The sequence below is a fragment of the Candidatus Nitrospira bockiana genome (genome assembly GCF_965152565.1).
The window spans coordinates 850,458-874,362 of record NZ_OZ224215.1; the positions used below are offsets into that span (position 1 = coordinate 850,458).

22 protein-coding genes are annotated in these 23,905 nt (G+C 52.7%); 16 read left to right on the top strand and 6 right to left on the bottom strand.

Translation table 11 applies throughout. The features are described from left to right. The 16 genes from ACWHYV_RS04360 (at position 1) to ACWHYV_RS04435 (ending at position 19,421) form a co-directional block, all read left to right on the top strand. Positions 1–2,358: an XrtA system polysaccharide chain length determinant gene (locus ACWHYV_RS04360; RefSeq protein WP_447979436.1), complete on the top strand. Its 2,358-nt coding sequence runs from the start codon at positions 1–3 to the stop codon at positions 2,356–2,358. Then, complete coding sequence (locus ACWHYV_RS04365; protein WP_447979437.1) at positions 2,355–3,410, top strand: TIGR03013 family XrtA/PEP-CTERM system glycosyltransferase; 1,056 nt, start codon at positions 2,355–2,357, stop codon at positions 3,408–3,410. Before ACWHYV_RS04360 ends, ACWHYV_RS04365 begins: the two co-directional genes overlap by 4 nt. A gap of 69 nt (positions 3,411–3,479) precedes the next feature. Then, the gene (locus ACWHYV_RS04370) at positions 3,480–4,640 is read left to right on the top strand and encodes a glycosyltransferase family 2 protein (RefSeq protein WP_447979438.1); all 1,161 of its coding nucleotides are present in this window, start codon (positions 3,480–3,482) and stop codon (positions 4,638–4,640) included. A gap of 22 nt (positions 4,641–4,662) precedes the next feature. Then, positions 4,663–5,793, top strand: a complete 1,131-nt coding sequence (wecB, locus tag ACWHYV_RS04375) for a non-hydrolyzing UDP-N-acetylglucosamine 2-epimerase (RefSeq protein WP_447979439.1) — start codon at positions 4,663–4,665, stop codon at positions 5,791–5,793. Next, positions 5,790–6,806, top strand: coding sequence for an NAD-dependent epimerase (locus ACWHYV_RS04380; RefSeq protein ID WP_447979440.1), 1,017 nt, complete (start codon positions 5,790–5,792; stop codon positions 6,804–6,806). Before wecB ends, ACWHYV_RS04380 begins: the two co-directional genes overlap by 4 nt. 127 nt (positions 6,807–6,933) lie before the next feature. Further along, positions 6,934–7,716 carry a methyltransferase domain-containing protein gene (locus ACWHYV_RS04385; protein WP_447980686.1) on the top strand — a complete coding sequence of 261 codons (783 nt, stop codon included), beginning with the start codon at positions 6,934–6,936 and terminating at the stop codon, positions 7,714–7,716. A 143-nt stretch (positions 7,717–7,859) separates the two neighbouring features. Continuing rightward, positions 7,860–8,924: an acyltransferase gene (locus ACWHYV_RS04390; RefSeq protein WP_447979441.1), complete on the top strand. Its 1,065-nt coding sequence runs from the start codon at positions 7,860–7,862 to the stop codon at positions 8,922–8,924. A gap of 170 nt (positions 8,925–9,094) precedes the next feature. Next, the gene (locus tag ACWHYV_RS04395) at positions 9,095–10,294 is read left to right on the top strand and encodes an O-antigen ligase family protein (protein WP_447979442.1); all 1,200 of its coding nucleotides are present in this window, start codon (positions 9,095–9,097) and stop codon (positions 10,292–10,294) included. Positions 10,295–10,341: 47 nt separating this feature from the next. Next, positions 10,342–11,190, top strand: coding sequence for a class I SAM-dependent methyltransferase (locus tag ACWHYV_RS04400; protein ID WP_447979443.1), 849 nt, complete (start codon positions 10,342–10,344; stop codon positions 11,188–11,190). After that, positions 11,187–12,674: a lipopolysaccharide biosynthesis protein gene (locus tag ACWHYV_RS04405; protein WP_447979444.1), complete on the top strand. Its 1,488-nt coding sequence runs from the start codon at positions 11,187–11,189 to the stop codon at positions 12,672–12,674. The genes ACWHYV_RS04400 and ACWHYV_RS04405 overlap by 4 nt, the downstream gene beginning before the upstream one ends. 16 nt (positions 12,675–12,690) lie before the next feature. Then, positions 12,691–13,776 carry a glycosyltransferase family 4 protein gene (locus ACWHYV_RS04410; protein WP_447979445.1) on the top strand — a complete coding sequence of 362 codons (1,086 nt, stop codon included), beginning with the start codon at positions 12,691–12,693 and terminating at the stop codon, positions 13,774–13,776. A gap of 37 nt (positions 13,777–13,813) precedes the next feature. Next, positions 13,814–14,509, top strand: a complete 696-nt coding sequence (locus ACWHYV_RS04415; RefSeq protein WP_447979446.1) for a class I SAM-dependent methyltransferase — start codon at positions 13,814–13,816, stop codon at positions 14,507–14,509. Positions 14,510–14,700: 191 nt separating this feature from the next. Continuing rightward, the gene (locus tag ACWHYV_RS04420) at positions 14,701–15,237 is read left to right on the top strand and encodes an acyltransferase (protein ID WP_447979447.1); all 537 of its coding nucleotides are present in this window, start codon (positions 14,701–14,703) and stop codon (positions 15,235–15,237) included. 3 nt (positions 15,238–15,240) lie between these two features. Further along, on the top strand, positions 15,241–17,151 hold the full coding sequence (asnB, locus tag ACWHYV_RS04425) for an asparagine synthase (glutamine-hydrolyzing) (RefSeq protein WP_447979448.1): 1,911 nt from the start codon (positions 15,241–15,243) through the stop codon (positions 17,149–17,151). Between the two features lie 8 nt (positions 17,152–17,159). Continuing rightward, complete coding sequence (locus ACWHYV_RS04430; protein ID WP_447979449.1) at positions 17,160–18,239, top strand: glycosyltransferase; 1,080 nt, start codon at positions 17,160–17,162, stop codon at positions 18,237–18,239. 60 nt (positions 18,240–18,299) lie between these two features. Then, positions 18,300–19,421, top strand: coding sequence for a glycosyltransferase (locus ACWHYV_RS04435; RefSeq protein ID WP_447979450.1), 1,122 nt, complete (start codon positions 18,300–18,302; stop codon positions 19,419–19,421). Here ACWHYV_RS04435 and ACWHYV_RS04440 read toward each other — a convergent pair whose 3' ends face one another. The 6 genes from ACWHYV_RS04440 to ACWHYV_RS04465 all read right to left on the bottom strand — a co-directional run bounded on the left by ACWHYV_RS04440 (position 19,422) and on the right by ACWHYV_RS04465 (position 23,629). After that, the gene (locus ACWHYV_RS04440) at positions 19,422–19,907 is read right to left on the bottom strand and encodes an IS1595 family transposase (protein ID WP_447979451.1); all 486 of its coding nucleotides are present in this window, start codon (positions 19,905–19,907) and stop codon (positions 19,422–19,424) included. It abuts the gene before it with no gap. A gap of 44 nt (positions 19,908–19,951) precedes the next feature. Further along, a complete protein-coding gene (istB, locus tag ACWHYV_RS04445) occupies positions 19,952–20,734 on the bottom strand; it encodes an IS21-like element helper ATPase IstB (protein ID WP_447977391.1) in 783 nt (260 codons plus the stop codon). After that, the gene (gene istA, locus ACWHYV_RS04450) at positions 20,731–22,068 is read right to left on the bottom strand and encodes an IS21 family transposase (RefSeq protein WP_447977390.1); all 1,338 of its coding nucleotides are present in this window, start codon (positions 22,066–22,068) and stop codon (positions 20,731–20,733) included. Before istA ends, istB begins: the two co-directional genes overlap by 4 nt. Before the next feature lie 54 nt (positions 22,069–22,122). Continuing rightward, positions 22,123–22,560: a hypothetical protein gene (locus tag ACWHYV_RS04455; protein WP_447979452.1), complete on the bottom strand. Its 438-nt coding sequence runs from the start codon at positions 22,558–22,560 to the stop codon at positions 22,123–22,125. 68 nt (positions 22,561–22,628) lie between these two features. Further along, positions 22,629–23,183: an IS630 family transposase gene (locus tag ACWHYV_RS04460; RefSeq protein ID WP_447979453.1), complete on the bottom strand. Its 555-nt coding sequence runs from the start codon at positions 23,181–23,183 to the stop codon at positions 22,629–22,631. Continuing rightward, positions 23,114–23,629 carry a winged helix-turn-helix domain-containing protein gene (locus tag ACWHYV_RS04465; protein ID WP_447979454.1) on the bottom strand — a complete coding sequence of 172 codons (516 nt, stop codon included), beginning with the start codon at positions 23,627–23,629 and terminating at the stop codon, positions 23,114–23,116. The genes ACWHYV_RS04460 and ACWHYV_RS04465 overlap by 70 nt, the downstream gene beginning before the upstream one ends. Positions 23,630–23,905 lie beyond the last annotated feature (276 nt).

The window sequence follows — 23,905 nt, forward strand, 5'->3', positions numbered from 1 at the left end:
ATGACTGCCAATCCTGCTCTGACACCGCAAGATTACTGGAATATTATCGTTCGGAACAGGTGGCTCGTTGTAGGTCTCTTTCTTAGCTCAATCTTGGTGGCAGCTGTCCTGTGCTTTGTACTTCCTAAGAGCTATCGGTCGAGCAGTCTCATTCTGGTAGAGGATCAAAAGATACCGGAAAATTACGTCAAGGGTATCATCGGCTCCAACGTAGAAGAGCGCTTGACAATGATTCAACAACAGGTCATGAGCCGAACCTTACTAAGCCAGATTGTCGATGAGTTTAAGCTGTACCAGGACCAAGCACGCCGTGACGGGCTTGAGGCAGTAATAGAAGGGATGAGGAAGCAGATTAAGGTTGAGATGGTGGGTACTTCAACAGCCAGAGGAAAAAGCGTAGAGGCTTTCTCAATTTCGTATGCTCATGAAAATCCTGCCATAGCTATGAAGGTGACGGCTAAGCTTGCTTCGCAATTCATTGAACAGAACCTGAAGGTTAGAGAACAGCTTGTCGAGGGGGCGTCTGAGTTTTTGGAGCAGGAACTAAACCTGGCCAAGGCAAGGCTTGAGGCACAAGAGCAGGCGATTAGCGCATTCAAGGCTAAATATATGGGGGAACTTCCTGGTCAGATGGAAGCCAATCTTCGTGCGCTCGATCGTCTTCAGGCTGATCAGGCGGGGATCAATGAAGCCATCCATCGTTATACCGATCGCCTGGCATTAATGGAGAAGGCGATTAAGGAATATCAGGCAACTGGCACCACCATTCCTGGGGTGGCTGAAGGAATCGGTCGGGTCGACCCGGTTGCAGCACGGCTGAGAGAATTGGAGCGTAACCTGGCCATCCTCTCGTCGGAGTATAAGGAGTCGTATCCAGACATCATCATGACGAAGCAGGAGATCGAACGGCTCCGTGCTCAACTGGCCGAAAAGAACGAAGGATCTGACGCGAAAGACGAGTCGAAATACGCGAATGTGGATCCGTACTTGAGAGAACTGTTGAAACAGCGCGACGAGATCAAGTTGGACATCACGAGCCTCAAAGAGAGAGAGCGACGCATTCAGGGACAAAAGAAAGACTACGAAGGGCGCGTTGAGCGCACGCCGACTCGCGAGCAAGAGCTGATGATCCTGGTCCGTGATTACGGCAACATGCAGGAGAACTATCGCTCCTTGCTGGAGAAACGGCTCAATGCACGCGTGGCTGAAAACCTCGAGAAGCGCCAAAAAGGCGAGCAATTCCGGATCATCGACCCCGCCAACATGCCGGAGAAACCAGACAAGCCGGATGTCCTTCGCATCATGCTGCTCGGCCTGGCCGTCGGTTGTGGCTTGGGGTTCGGGGCACCAATTGTCCTCGAGCAGCTCCAACCGGCATTCCGGAAGTCCGAGGACGTAGAAGCGCTCTTAGGATTGCCGATCTTAGCCTCGATCCCGCTCTTTCAGAGCGCGTTTGCGATGATGTCCAGCCGAAGCTCCACACGTCTCTTGGCGCACACGCCGAAGCTCCCGGCCATTCCTGCTCCTGATTCCTACCAGATCTCATCAGAAACGACTCAGGTCTCGAATGGGAAGGCCTCCAACAACGGAAACTCAAAATCGTGGACGTCTCGTTGGGTGCGTTGGCGGAAGCACCAGCAGGAAGCCGAGCAGTTGCCTCTCGAATTGAACCTGGTCAGCAAATGGAGGCCCTGGTCCGTCGTGGCGGAACAGTTCCGGGTCGCGGCAACTCGGCTGACACTGATGCAAGGCACAAGGCCGAGCACTGTCGTCATTGTGACCAGTGCCGTCAAAGGGGAAGGCAAATCAGCCGTCGCGGCAAACCTTGGCTACGTCCTAGCGAGAGACCTGGGCAAATCAACGCTGATCATCGATGCCGATCTCAAGCGTCCTGCGGTCCACGGCTATATGGGCACGGTTCTCAGGCCCGGCCTTCAGGATATCCTGATGGGGGAACGGCTCGTGGACGAAACCCTTCATTCGCAAGGTGATATTCCTTTGTGGGTCATCCCTGCGGGCAGCACAGACGATCAATCGATCGAGCTGTCGAGAATGAACCATCTCGCCAGGGTCATCACGGATCTCCGTCAGCGGTTCGACTACATCATCATCGACGCACCTCCTATTCTGCCGTTGGCGGACATGCACGTTCTGTCTGGGATGGCTGACGTCGTGGCGCTCGTGATCCGTGCCGGCGTGACCCGCCAGGCAGTGGTTCAGAAGGCCCTCAATACGCTCAAGCCGCGAACGGAGCCGTGCATTGTGCTCAATGGACTGCAGTCAGAAGTGATCCCTTACTATATGAAAGAGGGATACGAGTACTTTGCCGCGGGGAGAAAGGAAGCGCCTCGGGCATGAATGCGACCAAGAACACGGCTGAGGCCATTCGGACCCACCAACGCTCTGTTGCCGCGGAACGAGGCCTGCCCACGACCAAGAATCGTGTACTGATTTTAGGTTCAGACCGGCTCGCGAAGGATCTGGGCCAGCTCCTGCTTTCACGTGGGAAATTCCGTTATGAGCTGTTGGGATTTATCGAAAACGACCCGGCCAGAATCGGCGAGCGGGTGGTCAATCCAGGCATCATCGGGACGTTCGATGACCTGCATGAGATCGTAAGGGAGTATCGGGTCAAGACGATTGCGGTCTGCTTGAACGACCGTCGCGGCGGAAGGCTGCCAGTGCAGACGTTGCTCGACTTCAAAGCGATGGGAATTGAGGTGGTCGACGGTCATGACCTGTTCGAAAAGGAGTCAGGACGGCTCTCCATCGATTCGTTGAAACCCAGCACATTGATCTTTTCGACAGGCTTTCGCCGACGTGCGTGGACGATGGGTTGCAAACGGTTCCTGGACGTCGTCGTTGCTGCACTCGGGCTCATCGTTCTGGCCCCGCTCTTTGCAATGGTGGCAGTACTCATCAAAATCGACTCGTCCGGACCAGTCTTTTATCGGCAGACCCGGGTTGGCCTCCGTGGGGTCCCATATGCCATCTGGAAGTTCCGTTCCATGCAGGCTGATGCGGAGAGCAGCGGCGCGCGGTGGGCATCGACCGAAGATCCGAGAATTACACGAATCGGCCGATGGCTGCGGAAATGGAGAATCGACGAGTTCCCTCAACTGATCAATGTCTTGCATGGGGAGATGAGTTTGGTCGGACCGAGACCGGAACGGCCGGTCTTCGTCCAAGACCTACGGAACAAGATTCCTTACTACGATCTCAGGTATACAGTGAGGCCGGGGATCACCGGCTGGGCGCAGATCCGTTATCGCTATGCCGCCTCTCCTGAAGAATCCCACGTCAAACTTCAGTACGATCTGTTTTACGTCAAAAATCTCTCGCTGACCTTGGATGCTCGGATTCTCCTCGAGACGGCGCGCGTAGTCTTGCTCGGCCAAGGATCGCGGTGACCCGCCACCTCTGCGGCGCTCGGGCTTCAACCTTCGTTCTGTCCTTCTAAAGCAGGACGGTAATTGACCATGGACGTCCTTAAAGAGTTTGGGCCCGTTGAGTACACGTTTTACGGTTGCTTGGCGGTTCTCGTCTACACGTATGTCGGGTATCCACTGCTGTTACAGGTCTGGGGATCAATAAGAAAGAAGTCGGCTCGGTTCGATGCGCGGGTCACACCGCGCGTCACGATTGTGATTGCCGCATGGAACGAGGCTGGTCGGATTGCGAGTCGTCTGAATAACTGTCTTCAACAGGAGTATCCAGCGGAGCTGCTGGACATTGTCGTGGTATCTGATGGCTCGACCGATGCCACGAGCTCCATCGTTCATCAATCGGATGCGAAGCGAGTGAGCCTGGTTGAATTGGACACTCGAATGGGAAAGGCGGTCGCGTTGAATTGCGGGGTCGCGGCGGCACGTGGGGAGATCGTCGTGTTCGCCGATGCGAGACAATCGTTTTCGCCCAATGCCGTCCGCGATCTCGTAGCCAACTTCGCAGATCCGGCCGTCGGCGCGGTTAGCGGAGAATTGATCCTGGAGTCGAATCCGGGCGAGTCAGCGTCGTCGGAAGGCATTGGGTTGTATTGGCAGATAGAGAAATGGATTCGCCAGAAGGAAGCGGACATCGATTCTATTGTCGGCGCGACGGGAGCGATCTATGCTATTCGCAAGGAGCTTTTCGAGCCACTGCCGCCCGGTACAATTCTCGATGATCTGCTTACGCCCATGCGCATCGCGATGCGGGGATATCGTGTCGTCTTCGAAAAACGGGCCCTCGCGTTCGATCAGGTGACCACTGATTACCGGAGCGAGTTCAAGCGGAAGGTCCGGACGTTGGCAGGAAATTATCAAGCGATCAGCCTCTGTCCGAGGCTGATCCAGCCATGGTCGAACCGATTATTCATCCAATTTGTCTCTCACAAGGTGTGCCGGCTGGGGGCCCCTCTTGCCCTAGTCGGTCTTTTCCTGACAAATCTTGTCCACTTGGACGGCTGGTTTGCAGTCCTGATGGGGGTACAGGCATTCGGTTATTCAATGGCACTGACCGGATGGGGACTGTGCCGGATGGGGATCCGAGAGCGTCTGACCTCGGCGGCGTTTACATTTTGTCTGTTGAACTATGCGGCACTCGTTGGAGCGGTGCAGTTTCTACGCTCTGAGACTGTTCAGTGGGAAAAGGCAGGTTAGTAAGGGCAATTGGTATAGCGACATGAAGATCATCTGTGTGGTGGGGGCCAGGCCGAATTTCATGAAGGCCGCACCCGTCATCGAGGCACTGAGGGGACAACCGGGCATTGAGGTCATGCTGGTGCATACGGGGCAGCACTATGATCGGCAGATGTCCGCTCTCTTCTTTGATGAGCTTGGCATGCCCAAGCCCGACCTAGACCTTCAGGTGGGGTCCGGGTCGCACGGGGAGCAAACCGGCCAGATCATGATCCGGTTCGAGCCCATCTTGAAGGCCGAGCAACCGGATCTGGTCATCGTCTTCGGGGATGTGAATTCCACGGTTGCGGCCGCACTGTGTGCCGCGAAGTTGGGCATCCGCGTGGCGCACGTCGAGGCGGGACTTCGGAGTTTTGATCGGACCATGCCCGAGGAATTGAACCGCATCCTCACCGACCATCTCTCGGATTACCTCTTTACGACGGAAGCGGCGGCTCGCAGAAACCTTCTAGGAGAAGGCATTTCGGAAGAGAAGATCATCTTCGTTGGGAACGTGATGGTGGATACCCTGCTCAAACACCGTTCCCGGGCCGAACAGATTCAGGCGTGTCGCCGGCTCAATCTTGCTCCGAGAGACTACGCCTTGCTCACCCTGCACCGGCCAAGCAATGTGGATGATGAGACGACGTTTTCCGAGATCATTCAAGCCCTCTCCGAGGTCATAAGGCACATATCGGTCGTGTTCCCCTGTCATCCGCGAACCCGCCAGCAAGTAAGCCTGTCGAAGCTGACTCCACAACTGACCGAAGGCAGGCACGGCTCAAAGGGTCGGCTGATCATCCAGGATCCGCTCGGGTACCTGGAATTCTTGTCGCTGATGATCGACGCACGGATGGTGTTGACCGATTCCGGCGGAATCCAAGAAGAGACGACGGTGCTAGGGATTCCGTGTCTCACGATTCGGGAGAACACGGAACGGCCGGTGACGATCGAACAAGGCACGAACGTCCTCGTCGGAAACTCCAAAGAAAAAATCATAGCCGCAGCACTGAATGTCTTGAACGTTGGGGTGACACGAACGCGTGTGCCCGAGCTGTGGGATGGCAAGGCCGCCGAGCGAATCGCCGAATGGCTGTCTCGAACAGGTGTCGGAGGGATCAAGAGGGATCAATGAGCAACGGTGTGATCTTAGTTACCGGGGCGGCCGGCTTCATTGGCTATCATGTTGCAGAGCGACTGCTCAAGCGCGGCGATACTGTCCTGGGCCTCGATAATCTCAACCCTTACTACGATGTGAGTCTCAAAGAGGCGAGGCTCGAGCGGCTTCACCCATTCAAACAATTCCAATTCGAGCGTCTGGACTTAGCAGATCGAGTCGCGATCTCAAATCTCTTTCGACGCTATCCGATCCGGCGAGTCGTACACCTGGCTGCACAGGCGGGCGTTCGCTATTCGCTGACAAATCCTCACGCCTATGCAGACAGCAATCTCACCGGTTTCCTCAATATCCTCGAAGGCTGCCGGCACGCCAAGGTCGAGCACCTCGTCTTTGCCTCATCGAGCTCGGTCTATGGCGGCAACACACAGATGCCTTTTTCAGTGCATCACAATGTCGACCACCCGGTGTCACTCTATGCCGCCACAAAAAAGGCCAATGAGCTCATGGCTCATTGCTACGCGCACCTCTACCAGATTCCCTGCACGGGACTACGGTTCTTCACGGTCTATGGCCCTTGGGGGCGCCCGGACATGGCCCTGTTTCTTTTCACGAAGGCAATCCTAGAGGGTAAGCCGATTGAGGTCTTCAACTTCGGAAAGATGCAGCGTGACTTTACCTACGTCGATGATATTGTGGAAGGGCTAGTTAGGATTTTGGATAAGCCGGCGTCAATTGATGCCAACTGGGATAGCTGCCATCCCGATCCAAGCAGTAGTTCGGCGCCTTATCGCATCTATAACATTGGAAATAACCGACCCGTTGAACTGCTTCGTGTAGTCGACTTGTTAGAGAGCGAGCTTGGGAAACACACCGAGAAGCTGATGCTCCCTTTGCAGCCAGGAGACGTTCCTGCGACTTATGCTGATATTAACGATCTGATCCAAGATGTGAAGTTTCAGCCGAGCGTATCGATTGAAGAAGGAGTCAGGAGGTTTGTTGAATGGTATCGCCAGTTTTATCGGACTTGACCCTTTGACTGTCAAGACGGCTGGGACTGTTTTGGAACGCAGGGATTGTCATCGCATTACTCACGAGTAGAGGGGCCAGGTGAAAATATATGGCCAGAAAAAGAAATTGAGTGCTCAAACGGCCGGCATGCGCCGATCCAGGCAGGCAGACGCGGAGTACCATTCACTGAAGAACGCTATCTGTCCAGAACTTGTTTTTAACCAGACATTGTACGAGGACTTATTAAATAAGAATATTAGTAGTGAGACGAGGTGGTTAGATGCGGGTTGTGGTCACAAGGTGTTGCCGTCATGGCGAGAAGATTCAGAACGTTTATTGGTCGGACGAGCAAGGATCGCATGTGGGTGTGATACGGATGTGGCGGCGATCAAGCGGCATAGAAGTATCAGGGCTAGAGTGATATGCGATTTAAGGGCAATGCCATTTAAGGGGGGAAGTTTGGATCTGGTTACCTGTAATATGGTTGCCGAACATCTGGACAACCCTAAAGATGTGTTTCTTCAATTCGCGAGGGTGCTAGCTCCAGGCGGAATCGTGATTGTTCATACCCCAAATCAGTGGAGCTATTTCGCAATCGCATCTTCCATCATCCCTCAGGTTTTAAAGAATTACATCGGAGCATTTCTTGATAAGCGCGAGGCGCGAGATTACTACCCCGTCAAGTACCTATGCAACACTCCAGCAAAGCTGAAGGAGTTATTCTCTAACGCGGGCCTGGAAGAGGTAGAACTAAGAATGTTTAGCAGCGATGCCGTATTAAGATCCATGGCGGCAAATTGGCTTGGCGCGATCTTTCTTAGGTTGGAACTGTACCTTATTAAGCTCTCAATGCAACCGAGCTGGCGGAAGTTTCGTGTCACGCTCTGCGGAGTCTACAGAAAACCAGGCTCTGGCTTTCCAAACCTCTAGGTTATTCCTGGCGTTGTGCCGTATAGCCGTTACCGATTGTCTCCCCCAGAAGGTTTAGCACCGTTCCTTAGGGTCACGCGACTCGTTACCGAACCAGGAATAGTCACAACAACTTACCAATAGTGCAGGCTTTTGCATTGCGATTGAGAGAGTTTGACGTTGTCCGTGGAGCTTCAATCCTGGCTGTCGTCCTTCTACATGCTGTCGTTCATGTTTTAGAAGGAACCCACACAACTACAGGCATTGGGCATCTGGCCGTGATTCAGTTGTGTAGATTTGCTGTGCCTGCATTTTTTATCATTTCAGCCGTCTTCATTACCCGTAAAGAAATAGAGTATGGGGATTCTGAGCGAACTAAGATGTTTTGGAGGCGATTAGAAAGGGTGCTGGTCCCTTACATGCTCTGGGCTACTATTTACTTCGTCCTATTGTTTAGTGCAGGTGAGGGCGGCAGCTGGGAAAAGGTAATATTGGTTTTTGGCATCAAGTTTCTTACCGGAACGATAACGATACATTTATATTTCATAATTGTAATCGTGCAATTTTATCTATTGGGACAATTCGGTTTCTGTAGTGCTGGTAGGTGTAGTAAGACAGCTGTAGGAATCGCTCTTCTAACTCATCTCGTCTTCTCGGGTTTAAACTACGTTATCCTATTCAAGGACCTAGGTTACACTGGATACATTTTACGAGCTTATGGACAATCATTTGTTGGTGCATGGTTGGGATACTATGTGCTGGGACGGTGGATCGGTGCTAATTATGAATGGTTTAGGAGGTGGGCGATACACAACAGGAGCATTATAGGCCTGTCGGCAGCTTTGTCTGTTGCAGTAGCTATCGGCGAATCCAGGGCTTTATCGATGGCTAGCAATAATGATTTGCTAATACCATCACATTGGATGCTCTCGAACAATGTTTTCGCTATCTTCGTTACAGTCTGGCTTCTATCACTTGACCCTAGCACGATTCCATTGTCTCGGCTGATTCAGAAGCTTGGCATTGCATCCTTCACAATCTATCTTTTACATGAGCCCTTGCTGTGGTTTATCCAAAAGACGATATCCGTCCATGAAATCTCCCAATTAGTCGGGTTCTGGACCAATTCGATCTGCCTCCTCGTCATTGGGATCGGTGTTCCGCTAATAGCGAGAGCTGTTATAAACATGTCACTCCAAAAGCAGAAAGCGGAACTCGTCCTAGGCTAGGTGCTAACATACCCATTATGACACGATACTCCAAAGGCCCAACAGAGCTAATGCCTCGATTTGGCGGCACGGCTCAACTTGGGTCTCTCCGGATAGGTGTGCAGAGTTGGGACTGGGGGTTAGTCTGTTTAGTTATTTTTGTTTTCAGCCTAACTGTTAACGTGGCTCACATGTTTCCGGTTCTGCGCCCGTTACGCATCCAGGTAATTCTCGGTACAGGGGCACTCATTGGCTTTATTATCAGCCTTGCGACACAAGCGGTCTCGATAAACCGTTCAAAGCCCTTAAGGTGGTACCTTGTATTCTTTGCTGCCGGGGCACTTGGATTGGAGAAGGCGTACGCCTTAGGTTTGGGGGATATAGGTTGGGAGGTTGTCGGAACTACGGGCAAGCAGTTGGTGATCCTTACGATGATTGCCTCTTACGCCCAAGGCGTGGACGGTTTCAGACGAATCATGGGAGCTTTCCTCCTGAGCATAGCGGTGTACCAGGTGCACAGCCTAAAGGCAATAGTAATGGGTGCAGCCATGGTGGATGGTCGGTTTCAGAGTTATCTGGGTCAGACAATGAACTCAGACTACATTGGTGTGTTTTGTGTAATGATCATGTTCTTAACTCTTGAAATCGGCAGGGCCGAGATCCGAGGGAGTAAAAGAAAGCTGTATTTGGGGATGGCGGCAGTGAGCTGCCTGATTGCTGTGCTAACTCAAACGCGTTCAGCATTCGTGGCACTCGTATTGGTTGGAATTGTCTGGGTGTGGCGGGGTGAGAACAGGTTCCGTAATCTGAGCGTGTTGTTCCTACTGTTTGGTTTGCTGATTCTTGTGGGGGCCAATATTAGAACCTCTCAGGGAACATATTTTGATCGAATTCAGAGCATTTTCGCAGATGAGGATGAGCGAGATTTCAATGCTAGGTCGCGTATACATCTGTGGAAAGAGGGAGTCCGGATCGGCACGGAGCACGCTTTACTGGGTGTAGGTCCAGGATCTACTGGACCATTTCTCAATTCAGAGGTTGCAGGTGTACATCTTAGGGTAAGGGGAGATGAGCGAAAAGGCTTTTCTCTCCACCAGACCTTTCTACAAGTCTGGGCGGAACGTGGCCTCATTGGCCTTTTGGGTTTTTGCGGATTTCTATATGGAACTTATAGGGCCTTACAGACCGCTGATAGGAATGCGAGAGATGAAGATAGTCAGAAGTATTGGCGTCCGGTGATAAGGGGGCTTCAGTACGCTCTCATGGCGTTTGTTGTAGGAGGCCTGTTTATGAGCCTTGATAACGACTGGACAATCGTGACATTAGCTGGATTAGCGGCTGGAGTCGAAAAGGCAACAGCCAAGTCCGTGAAAAGGCTCTCGGAGTTTTGATTGTGTATTCTTAATAGCCGTTAACCTATTGTGCACGATAAGTGAGAATGAGCACCGGTGATCCTCAACAATACGCTTCCTGGCTTAAACAAATCAGGAAGAGAGAACTATCAGCCGCTTTAGGTGTAGTGAGGGGTAAGCAATTTAATTCAGTATTGGAACTGGGCTGCGGAGATGGCTATCAGTCTGAAGAACTTAGGATGCGATTTGGACGGGTGGTCTCGTCTGATTATAGGGTCTCTGCATTGGACAGGGAAGAGGGACATGAGCTTGTCTTCGTGGCCTGTGATGCTGAACAACTGCCCTTTAAGGATGAATCGTTCGATTTGATTTTCACATCTAACCTGCTTGAGCATCTCGAAGATGTAGGGCAGGCGCTAACGGAAATGAAGCGTACTCTACGGCGGGAAGGGGTGATGATTCACACAGTCCCTAATATCACATGGAAACTCCTACAATTGCTGCTCCATTACCCTTTTGTCTTCTCCTTGGCGTTAGCCAAATGTATAAAAAGGCATCACAGAGGCAACTCAGAATTACACCGTGCTAAGTACAAGAGAGCAGATAGCAATGTCAAGCGCACAGGCGCTGTTGGAGGAGGTTGGGGGAGAAAGTGGAAAAGCCGCCTGTTTCCATCGATCCATGGGGTATCTCAGACTCACATTGAGGAGATGTATAGATTTAGTAATTACTACTGGACTAAGGTTTTCAAGGCCAATGGATTAAGTATCCGCCCCTGCCCGGTAAGAATGCCTCTGTACTCGGCTTATGGCTTCGGGCTGGAATCCTTGCGAAAAATCGGGGAAAGGATAGGGCTCTCCAGCGCGTACTGCTTTTTGGTCTCACAGACTATAGATTCTCGCGATGCTTCCTGCATCAAAGAGATGGACAAATGAAGCAGCCAGTTATGGCTAGCGGAGCTCTTACTCTGATGATAGGGAAGGGACTGTGCACGGTAATTACGACCGTGACACCATTCCTACTTGTGAGGACACTATCCCAGGATGAGTTTGGGTTGTACAAACAGATCTTCTTGATCTATGCAACCCTTGTTCAAGTACTGCCCTTTGGTCTTGTCCCGAGCCTCTATTATTTCCTAGCTATCAAAAAAGACAAGCGAACTTCATATGTCCTTAACACGCAAGTCGTCGTGGCCATCATCACGGTCACCTCCGGTATACTACTCGTCTTGTTCAAGGAAACTGTCGCCAGGGTGGTCGGGAATGCGGTTATTTCGGAGTATTCAATTGAGATCGCTCTCTACTCCGGCTTGATGGTTCTCTCCGCATCCACAGAAGCTATCCTTATTGTGGATGGATACAAACGGCCCGCTGCGATTGTATCGGTCGCGTCAGAGGTGTTGAAGAGCTTTGGGCTACTGGTGCCCGTTCTGTTATTTCGCGATCTACATGTCATGATGTGGGTGTTGATAGGAGTGGGAGTAGTTAGGTGCATAGGGCTGACTGGGTATTTGGCAGGAAGTCGAAGTGCCGATGAGCAGCCGTTGACTGTACCTGAAAGAAAGGAGCAACTGGTTTACTCGGCTCCTTTCGGGATGGCTGTGGTGCTGATGGTACTACAAGCAAGTCTTGACAAGTATGTCGTTTCTTCAACAGCTGGCGTTGTAGGTTTTGCTATTTACTCTGTCGGAATGTTTCAGCTGCCACTTGTGGCGATAATGCAGCAGTCTTTTGCAGAAGCAACTCTGCCAGAAATGGCACGAGCTGCAAGGCATGGAACTGCGCAGGAGGTCATTTCGATTTGGCATAGCACAGCAAAATATTTGGCGCTTGTTTTTATCCCTGCGTCTATGCTCTTGTTTGTGATTCGTAACGAATTTATTGAGGTCTTATTTACGGATGCCTATAAGGCGAGTATTCCGATTTTCTCGGTTGCAGTATTTGCCCTCCCCCTCAATGCTATTCTACCCGATGGCGTTCTGCGGGCATATGGCGATACCAAGAAGATTCTTCTGATAACATGTGTCAGCTGTTTGGCTATGGGAGTTCTGGTATATCCACTCATAGAGTTAGCTGGCCTCGCTGGGGCCGCCATGAGCTGGTTGTTATCGCTCGCCCTTAATCGCTACTTACTCCTCCTGAGAAGCAGCCAGCTTTTGGGCATTGGCTTTAGAGAGCTTCTTCCATGGAAGACATACGGGACGGTTTGGCAACAAGCATTAATTGCTGCAGTCATCGTTGAAGCGATGAAAAGTATAGTCCAGGTGTCAGCTCACGCGAGGCTCACCTTAGGACTGGCTTTGTTCCTTGCGATATATGCAGCTCTCTTATTAAGATCTAATCTAATTCAAGAGCGCCACAGGGAAATGCTTAATATCTCATTTCAACGAATGAGAGGCCTGGTGATCAAAGGGGGGTAGTCGAAGTTGGTTAGCTATGAAAGCTAGGATAGCATTTCTCGAAGGCAGTCCGAGCTTGAGGGCAGAAAAGGTACTCCCTCTTTTGACGAAGGAGTTCCGCATCACTTATATAACCTCAGGAAGCAAGATCCCTCCTGGGGATTATGAGCGGGTAATCAGGTTTCCTAAGGCGAAATTGTTTTTTCAGCATTCGTTAGCGTACTCCCGGTTAGCTGATGATCTATACAGAAGAGGGGAGATAGATTTCGTATATACCTACCACGGAATTGGATGCTTTATTCGAAAGGCTCCTCAGTTGGCGTTCTTTGGCGGTTGTTTTGCTGAAGAATATGAACTAGGTAAGCGCTTGATGAGATGGTACCAGCGGCCGAGACTTGTCATAGGGTTTCTTCATTATGTACTGCCAGAAATAATAACCTGTCGTCGCGCGGCCCGCGTTCTTACGAACTCCCATGCATTGAGAAGGAAGTTTGTCGAAATGCATCATTTGCCCGATGCCAAGACAGGGGTCGTTTTGAATGGAGTGGATGACTTCGTTCTCCAAATATTCCACAGGAAGTTTTCAGAGGCCAGAGGGTTAGGAAATGACCTGCTTTTCGTTGGAAGACTTCACTGGAGTAAGGGTATATTGGACCTGATAAAGGCATTTAACCTGCGAAAATCGATCCATAGTAAGTTTTATATTATTGGTACCGGCCCACAGGCAAGAAAGGCAGCCGATATACGAGACAGCCGAATCATACTTCTGGGCCACCGATCGCACAAAGAGATATTTGAGTTGATGCGTAGCACCAAGTACTTCATGTTTCCATCGCTTCGGGAGGGATTTCCCAATGCACTCGCCGAGGCGATGGCCTCCGGACATGGGTGTGTGTATTACGATATACCAACGAGTAGCGAGGTCGCAGGCAGTACAGGTGTATCCGTCCAGTGCAACGAGCCAAACCGTCTCTTAGATGCTTTGGAGGAGCTTATTGCTAGCCCAGAGGAGACTAGGGCGAAGGCAGAAGCGGCGCATCAGCGAGCGCGAACATTCTCATGGGAGGAATGCTCGAGGGGCATGAGAAGGGAGTTCCTCAGCTTCTATGAGAGTCTTACGTAGTACTCTAATTTGGTTTGAACGGTATGAAGGTATCAGTATGAAGCCAGAAGACGTGCAAGAAGAGTGCTATGAGTGGCCTTATCATTGGCTTATAAACAAAGATGACGGTGATGGTCAGCATTACTATGGAGGCCTAGAGCTGACCCTTCGTCTGCTTCAGGTTGAGCCAGGGCAAAGAATATTAGATGCGGGGTGTGGAGATGGGCGGATAGTGTACGAGCTGACGAGGAAGGGATGCAGGGTGTTTGGACGGGACGTCTCTGAAAGAGCAATCGCGTTTGCGGAATTGCTGGTTCCGGCTGCAGACGTCAAACGTGGCGACCTTCGCAGCTTGGAGTTCCCCGATAATTTCTTTGATCGAATACTGTTGTTTGGAGTACTAGAGCACCTTCCAGTGCCTGACATGAAAAACGTACTTAGAGAATTGCAGAGAGTTGCGCGGCCTGGAGGAAGGATTGCAGTCCTTGTCCCTAGCACTGTTGTCCCTGTATCACCTAAACACTATTGTCACTTTACGGCTACCACTCTGTCAGAGTTGCTTGATCCATTCTTTTCTGTACTGCACGTTGTAGGACACCACAAAAAGAGCGTTCTGTACTCTGCCCTGTCACGGATCTTTGATAATAGGTTATGGCTAATCAAGCCGCTGCTAGCGCATGCATACAAGCTACTCGCACAAGAATGTAAACCGGAGCGGGCGGTTGAGATCATTGCATTAGGCGAAAAGCGATGAGTATAGAAGCGCTTGTATTAAGAATCAAAAGGCGAGAATCGTGGTGGGCACGTTGCCTCTATGATCTTGCTCTCCTTGGTAGGCGAATCCATGTCCCATACATTCCGCTATTGCATGGTCCAATGTATTACGAGCGACGGCTTCGTATACGCGCCTGGCGGCATCTAAAGCGAATCTTCTATTACGAGCCAATGATGAGGGCTAGATGCGTCCAGGTTGGAAGGAACTTTTCTCTAGTTCAGGCAATGCCGCTAATAAGTGGAAACTTGCGAATTTTTATAGGGGACAACGTCACCATAGACGGAACAAACACCTTTGGGGCGAATAGAGTCTATGATGAGCCGGTACTGATAATAGGCGATAACACCTTCATCGGCTGGCATGTAACGATTAGTGTCGCGAAGGAAGTTACTATCGGTAAGAATTGCCTATTTGGCATTAATACCATGATTGCAGACAACGACATGCACCCGGTTAATTGGCGACTTCGGCGGCAAGGCGCAATTGTGGACAAAGCAGATGTGAAGCCGGTTCACATCGGGAATGACGTGTGGGTCGGAGCAGGATGCTTTATCCTAAAAGGGGTAAGAATTGGTGATGGAGCTGTGATCGGAGCTGGCTCGGTAGTCGTAAAGGATATTCCGCCCTATAGTATTGCAGCGGGTAGCCCAGCTCGGGTTGTGAAGAAGCTAAGCGAATCTCAAATGCAAGATACAAAGGATGCTTAGATAATGTGCGGGATAGCAGGTGTTTACAATTTTAGGAGCCAAGCGCCGGTCGAAGCGTTTCAGATACGGCAAATGATCAACCTTATAGAGCACCGTGGGCCTGATGATGAAGGAATTGTGGTCGATGGGAGTGTTGGCTTGGGGCACCGGCGATTGAGCATCATTGACTTATCAACGGGACGACAGCCCATTGGAAATGAGGATAGGACAGTATGGATCGTATTCAATGGTGAAATCTATAACCATCATGAATTGAGAAGCAATCTAGAACTCAAAAACCATGCATTTACGACAAAGACCGATACTGAAGTTATTGTTCATCTCTACGAAGAACACGGTACAGAATGCGTCCGATATCTGCGCGGCATGTTTGCCTTCGCGATCTGGGATAGTAAGTTAAGACGGCTGTTGCTTGCACGTGATCGTTTTGGAAAAAAGCCACTTTATTACTCAGAAACGAGTTACGGAGACCTAGTGTTCGGTTCCGAAATTAAGAGCTTACTTTTGACTGAAGGAATCAAGAGGGAAATCAACTGCCAAGCGATGGACGATTATCTTCACCTTCTCTATGTCCCTGGTCCGCAAACTATGTTTAGCGGAATCCACAAACTTCCAGCCGGTCATACGCTTGTATGCACACCATCGACATTCGAGATAAAACAGTATTGGGATCTTAGCTATGAGCCTGCTGAACGACAGCGAAGTATTACGGACTACTGTGAAGAATTTAAAGCGCTTTTTGATGAGGCAGTCGAAGTGAGATTGGAGAGCGATGTCCCGCTAGGCGCCTTCCTTAGTGGAGGCCTTGATTCCAGTGCTGTGGTTGAAGTGATGACTCGGAAGAGCAAAGCTCGAGTGGTTTGTGCGGCCGTAGGCTTTGATGATGAATACACAAATGAACTACCTTATGCACGAGAAGTAGCAGAGCATTTGAATGCTGAATACCATGAATATACGGTGTCTGCGGGTGTTCGTGATCTCCTGTCAAAGCTAACCTGGCACTTTGACGAACCATTCGGAGACTCATCGGCAATCCCCACCTACTGGGTCTGTGCCGTTGCACGCCGAAGTGTCACAGTGGCATTGTCTGGTGATGGCGGTGATGAGGTGCTTGGGGGCTACTCCCGTCACATGCAGACTTTGAATTCCGAAAGCCTTAATCGGCTCCCTGGCAGTATTCGAAAATTCCTCTCCCTTGCATTAAATGCTTCCTGGCCAAGCTCTGTGCCGGGAAGGCGCTTTGCCATAAACGCACTGGCTTCTCCAAAAGAAGCAGCAGTAGCCAGACATTACGACTATATCCTGACGAAGGATATCAGGGCAAGTATCTATAGCCGTGAGGTGTTGGAAGCTCTTGATGGATACGATGGCCGAGAGATCTTTCGGGAGTATTACCAGAAGTGCGGCGCATTGGATGTCCTGGATAAGGCCTTGTATTTAGACCTTAAAACCTATCTTGTGGATGATATTTTGATAAAAGTTGATCGGATGAGCATGGCCCATGGTTTAGAGGTGCGTTGTCCATTTCTCGACCACAGGCTAGTTGAGTTTGTGGCAAATGCGCCAAGGTTTATCAAGATTAATGGAAGGGAGAGAAAATACTTGTTGCGACTAGCCGAAAAGGATAGACTGCCAGAGCATGTTTTCAAGAGACCAAAACACGGATTTTCTCCGCCTATAAAGAAATGGTTGATGAATGAATTGAAGGAAATGGTGGAAGACGTTCTCTTTGATAAGACAGCAACTGATAGGAGATATTTTCAGCAAAAGGAAGTTGAGCGGCAGTGGGGTATGTTTTTAAACGGGGGGGGTATATCTCAGCACTTTTTCTTTGCTATGTTAATGTTTGAGCTGTGGCATAGGCAGTTTTTGGACTCGCAGCCATCTTCTTTTAAGTCGACTGCAACGACTTAGAAAATAGCGTGACGACAACTGCCGAGAATAAATTGTTCGTAGTATTGGTCGGGCCGTATCCGCCGCCTTATGGAGGCCTTTCAACGCAGATAGTGGAGTTATATAGGTATCTTAAAAGCAATGGGCATTGGTGCCAGGTTATAAATATCGGTGAATCAAGGAAAGTGGTGCTGCCCAATGTAATCGGCGCTCGGACGGCTCACCAGTTTGTTGTGCAATTATGCGTTCACGCCGTTAATGGCTACATCATTCATCTTTTCACAAATGGCCATAATTTGAAAAGCTGGCTATCAGCTTTCGCGTGTTCGTTAATCGGGCTCCTCAATGGTAGAAAAACTCTCTTAACTTTCGGATCGGGCAATCTTGTCGACTATATCAATAGACTTAACGTATTCGAAAGGATGCTCGTGCGGGCAACGTTGTCCATGGCTGGTGCTGTAGCGTGCCGTAACGATGAAATGTTGGCAGCACTGCAGTTTAACGGTGCTCATCGAGTGAACTCCTATGTTGTTTCTGGATTTATGGGGGTGTCCGAGGACTCTCTTGGCTTTGTCCCTGAAGAGTTTCTTGAATTTAAGCGTTCGCATTCTCCTCTCTTAGGGGCGATTCTCAATACCTCTCCTGAATACGGGGCCTTGTTTCTCTTTGGTGTTCTAGAAGCACTTCGCAAGGAATATCCGCAAATCGGGTTGGTATGTATCGGCCTCACTGGAGATGATGTAAAGAAAATAGGCTACAGCGGGGAGACGAGCGGCTATATGTATCTTCCGGGTGACCTGCCACATGATGCCGCTCTGAGTGTTATCCAACGCGTAGACGTATTTATTCGGTGTACCAAGTTTGACGGTGACGCGAACTCAGTACGGGAAGCAATGGCTCTGGGGGTGCCCGTTGTCGCCACCCGCACGGCTTATCGGCCGGCGGGGGTTATGACTTTCCCGATCGGGGATGTAGCTTGCTGTGTCAATCTCGTGAAAAAGGCTTTAGAGGGCGGAAGAGGGAAGGCAAGATCAAATAATTGTGAGGGCGCTAAGGACGAAGTGTTGAAGTTGTATTCGAAGCTAGCTGGTTTGAAGGTACCGAAATGAATTGGGATATCAATTGTGTTGAAATTCTCGCTTGACGAAACCAGTAGACCGTTACGGATCATGCACCTTACCGATTCGCTAGCATTTGGGGGACTTGAGCGGCTGGTTTTTCATTTTGCAGAGAGGTTGGACAGCAGGCGATACGATGGCATCTTCTGTAGCCTTCAGTATGACGGGGTCTTCGGTGAAAAGATTAGGAAGTTGGGCAGAGAGGTATTGGTTCTAGACAAGGCGCCCGGATTCGCACCTTCTCTGTTCGGCAAGCTGTACAGACTATTCAAATTGACTAAAATTGATATCTTGCATACACACAACTTTGCACCGCTGCTGTACGGGGTTATCCCTGCTCGTCTTGCTGGAGTGAGGGTCGTTGTCCATACTGACCATGGGCGGACGGCCTTTCCTGATTTGCGGAGGCGAATGCTCGCTGAGCGATGGATAACTAAGTACGTAGACGCTATAACGGCCGTCTCTAGTAAGACCAAGGAAAACCTGGTTCGCCATGAGAAAATTAACGAGAAGTCAGTAAGAGTTATCACTAATGGAATAGATCTTGCGGTTCCTCCTGCCACTAAAATGAGCAAGGAATTGCGTGATGAGTGGGGAATTCCAACGGACGCCTTCGTGGTAGGTGCCTGCTGCCGCTTGGTAGAGCAGAAGGGCCTCAAGTTCCTCCTAGAGGCGGGCCGCGTTGTCCGACTGCGGAATAAACGCGTCCATTTTCTAATAGCAGGGGATGGGCCGCTTAAGGATCAATTGGAGAAGCTGGCAAAAAGTCTGGATATTCATGAATCGGTGAGTTTCATAGGATTTCGCGACGATGTTCAGAATGTTCTCAACTGCATGGATCTTTATGTTTTGCCGTCAATTTTTGAAGGAACTCCTCTTGGGCTATTAGAGGCAATGCTGGCAAGAAGAGCTGTGATCGCAACTCGCGTCGCAAGCAATGACGAAATCATTGATCATGGAGTATGTGGACTAATAGTTCCACCCGCTGACCCCCAAGCACTAGCAGATGCAATCATGTCGATTCTCGGCAAGAGAGACTTAATCGAGAGGATGGGAGAGCGTGCCTGCTCAAAGGTTAGAACGAACTTTTCAATAGATGCCATGATCAACAAGTACGATAATCTCTACCAAGAACTGATTTTGAGGCAACACGACCGCGATAAAAGTCACTAGTTATGCTGGGATCCTTAATGTTGGTATATTCCTCGCGGTGATTGCTAAATCTTGGGCCAAGGCCTCTTTTTCCTTAGGTGGAATAGCCAACGGATACTCGAACAAGACCTTCAACAAGTGAGTCCCAAGCAACTCGAACAGATCATCCCGGCGATGATTGAACCGAAATTCCATTTCCTTCAGATAGAGCGGGAAGTGCAAGCGGCTGACGCCATGATACTTGCGCAAGCGTTCCTTGGCGTAGCTCCAGAACCCTTCAATGCCGTTGATGTGGCGAAGGTAATGACGCCCCCGCTGCCCATAGGTCTGCCCATGGTCGACCGGCCGGTGTTGGCCGTAGCGCCGCAGGGATTTATAGCTGCTAAAGCGATCCGTGTAGAAGACGGCACCTTTGAGCGCTCGACGTTCGCTTTCCCGCATCAGCGTCGCTGCATCGGCCTGGGGGACGACGACGGTGCTGACCCGGCCCTGCCTGTCAAGGGTCACCCAAATTTCCCCAGTTACGGTCATCGAAAATTCCCCACCCAGGTTTAGGTTGTCGGTGACGCTTCTTCGACCCGCACCAGGCCGGCTTTGAGTTTTTCCTTCAGCCGGTAGGAATGCCCGCGAATATTGATCGTGATCGCGTGGTGGAGCACCCGGTCCAGGATCGCGGTCGCCAGCACCCGGTCGCCAAACACCTCGCCCCAGGCGCCAAAACTCTGGTTGCTGGTCAGAATCATCGGCCCCTTCTCGTAGCGACGCGAGATGAGTTGGAAAAACAAGTTGGCCCCGGTCCGGTCAATCGGCAGATAGCCAATCTCATCAATGATCAGCAGCCGCGGAATCGTGTAGAGCTTCAGCTTGTCCTCCAGTCGATTCTCCGTCAGCGCCCGGGTGAGCGTGGCGATCATGGCGGCGGCCGTGGTGAACAACACCCGGTATCCTCGCTCGATGGCTTTGAGTCCGAGTCCGATCGCCAAGTGGCTCTTGCCCACGCCGGGTGGGCCCAAGATCACGAGATTCTCACCGTGTTCGATGAAGTGACAGGTCGCCGTCTGCTGGATTTGCTTCTTATCCAAGGAGGGCTGGTAGGCGAAGTCGAAGGTCTCCAGACTCTTCACGAACGGAAACCGGGCCAGGCTGGTACGCATGGTGATGTTCTTCTCGGCCTTCGCGGCGACTTCTTCGCCGAGGACCTGGTCGAGGAAGTCTGCGTACGAGAGATCCTTGGCCGCCGCTTCCTGTAAGAGGGCATCGAGGCGTTCCCGGCTTTTCAGGAGCCGCAGGCGCGTCAGCTGGTCGCGAAGACGTTCGAGCTGGGCGGGATTCATGGCTGCACCTCGACCACACTCGCGCGACCACACAGCGCCTCATAGCACGCCAGATCCCGGACTTCGACCTCGGGCAGTGGGGCCGATCGTGTGGCCGGCTCGCGGAGCGTCGAGCGGCGCTGGCGAGAGATCCGCGCAATGGCCCCGGGGCCGTGCTCGGGCAGAATGCGGAATTGGTGGCGGCCGGGGAGCACAGGATGGCTCGCGACCTCACGGTCGCGATGGAAGATGTGCACCGTGTCCCCTCGTCGCTGCACCTCGACCCGCTGGCCGATGAGGCCAAAGGGCACGGAGTAGCGGTTCGTGTCGAGGCTAACCAAATAGTCGTCGGCGACGATGCGCGACACCCGCGCCTCCTGCTGGAAGCTGCGCTGCCTGGCCAAGGGCACCAGCTGGCCCCGTTCCCGCTCGAACCGCACGATCGGCGGCTCATGCGTGGTGCCGTGCACGCGCTGGTCGGCGATCGTGGCGTTCCATTCATCGAGCTGGGCTTGGAAGTCCACGAGGTCGACAAACATCCGCCCCGGCAGGAAGTTCCGTTTCAGATACTTCACACCTGATTCGACTTTGCCCTTGGTCTGCGCCCGGTAGGGCCGACACACGCGAGGCTCAAAGCCCCAATAGTCGGCAAACGCTTTGAAGGTGGGATTCCAGAGGCGCCGCCCGGTCTCATCCGCATAGCACACGGTGCGTGGCCGGTCATAGAGATGTTCTCGGGTATGGCCGCCGAAATGCGCAAAGGCCCGTTCATGGGACTCGAGAAACTGCGCCAGCCGTTCATCGGCACAGGCGTGGTAGAACCCCCGGCGGCTGAACCCCAACGTGAGGACGAACACATGCACGACCGAGGGACCGGCGCGGAAGGGGACCAGGGCTTGGCCCCAGTCAATCTGACTTTGCTGCCCGGGCGGGGTCTCAAACCGGAAGAGCGCCCGATCCGCTTGCAGCTGGACTTCGCGGAGCGGCGCGACGAACCGCTTCACCGTCTCATAACTGCCGAGGTAGCCCCGGTTCGCTCGCAGCTCCTGATACAGAATCCGCGCCGAGTACCCGACCTGGGGCGCACGGCCCCGCACAAAGTCGGCATGGGCCGTCAGCAGCGTCTCCGCCACCGCCGCTCGGCGATAGGGCTGCCAGGTCGGCTGCCGGACACTGCGCCGGACGGTCTTGCGATCCAAGTCCAATCGCCGCCCGATCTCCGAAATGGACACCCGCTCCTCATAAAACAACCGTCGGATCTCCGCCCACCGCTCCTGATCCACCATGCACGCCTCCCCAGGTTGATCCTCCTGGGCGCGCATAATCGTCGACGCGCTCGTATCGTCAAGTCCCATCTCCCTCCTCCTCCCGCTAGAGGGTGGGGAAAATTCAATGACCACACCTGGGGATTATTGGATGACTGCTGACACCTGCCGTTCCAAGATGCCGAAGACAATGACTTTTGGGCCACGGGCGCGCCCCCGCCGCCCTCCGCGGCGACGGCCGCCGAAATAGCTCTCATCGCATTCCAGTTCCCCGGTCAGCGGCCGGGCTTCCGTCTCGGCCATCGTGGCCATCCAGCGGCGGTAGGCCATAAAGCGCTGCCAGATCGGCAAGGGACTCATGCGCAGTTCTCGCGCCGTCCGCAGCGCCGAGCTCTCCAAGCAGAAGAGCTGCAAGATCTGCAGCTCACGGGCGACCCGATCGGGTCGATACCGCCCCCGGCAAGCGAGGCAGCGGGGGCGCGCCCCCGGACGATACTGCCGATGCGGTGTCCCGCACCGCACACACTGATGTCGTCTCAATCGTTCGTCGACGAGCCGAACCGACAGCGCCGTCTGTGTCATGGGCCAAGGCCTCCATTTTAGGCCTGGCCCAGAAATTATTGAGAGTTCACTAATACAGTGACATTCTTCTATACGGGCAAGTGGGCCTGTTCCCAAAATGCGGTCACGAGGGTCCGGCGCCGTTGCATACTGCGCAATCGACTGCGCGCGACCTGGCCGAGCTGGGCCAGGTCCTTGGGACAGAAGTTGGCGATCTCATGCTGTTTGCAGTAGCCCCACACATACTCCACGGGGTTGAGCTCCGGCGCATAGGCCGGGAGAGCCGCGAGCCGGATCGCGCCCTGGCAGGCCTCGATGTACTGCTGGACCAGCCGGCTCCGGTGCGCCTTGAGCCCATCCCAGATGATGAGCAGCTTGCGGCGAAGTTGTCGGCGCAGGTGACGCAGGAAGTCCACGATCTGCGGACTCTTGATCGTGCCGGGATACAGCCGGAAATAGAATGTCCAGACCGTGACGCCGGCGATGACCGACAGCCGCTTCCAGTTGAAGGCCAGTTGCAACACCGGCGTCTGCCCCCGCGGCGCCCAGGTCCGCACCCGATGCGGCCGCTCACTCAGCCCCGACTCGTCGACGAAGACGATGGTGCGGCCTTCGGCGGCAGCGTTTTTTTTAACCGGGGCCACTCCACCCGCTTCCAGCGTCGGATCGCGGCTTCGTCCCGCTCCCGGGCCTGGCCGGTCGGCCGCTGGCAACTCCAGCCCAAGGCACGCAAGAGCTGCCAGACGCGGGTTTTGCCGAACCGGACGCCGCACTCCCGTTCCACCAGCTTCGCGACGCGGGGCAGATTCCACAGCCCGGTCGCATACCCCTGGGTCTCCGGGCCGGCCTTGAGGGCCCGCTCCACGCGCTTCAGATCCGCGGTCGTGAGCGTCGGCGGTCGCCCCGCCCGCTTCGCCCGACGCAGGCCCGCCCGCCCGTTCTCGCGCACCATGGCTTTCCACCGGCTGACCGATTGGCGTGTGACCCTCAGTCTCCGGGCCACCTCCGCCGGCCGCACGCCCTGCCGCAACAGGATCGCCGCTTCGCGTCGTCGCTGCTCCAAGGCGTCAAAGTCTCGTGTCCGTGCCATCCTCCCCTCCCGTAGTGATCACGTCGGCAGGAGGATAGCCGATTCAGACTCAATTGTCACTCTATTTGTGAACAGTCAATAGTAATCACCTTCCTCGCCACCTAACATAATCAAAGCTCCAAGCATAGTTCTGATTAAAATGCTTGAGGTCTCCTAAGTATGCATGCCTGACACCGCCGGAAAAAATCTGGTCCCCCATCTCTCGATAGGTAGAATCGCCTGTTTTGAAATACATCCAGGCATAAGCTGGAGCAATCATCAAATTCAGGTCTGGTG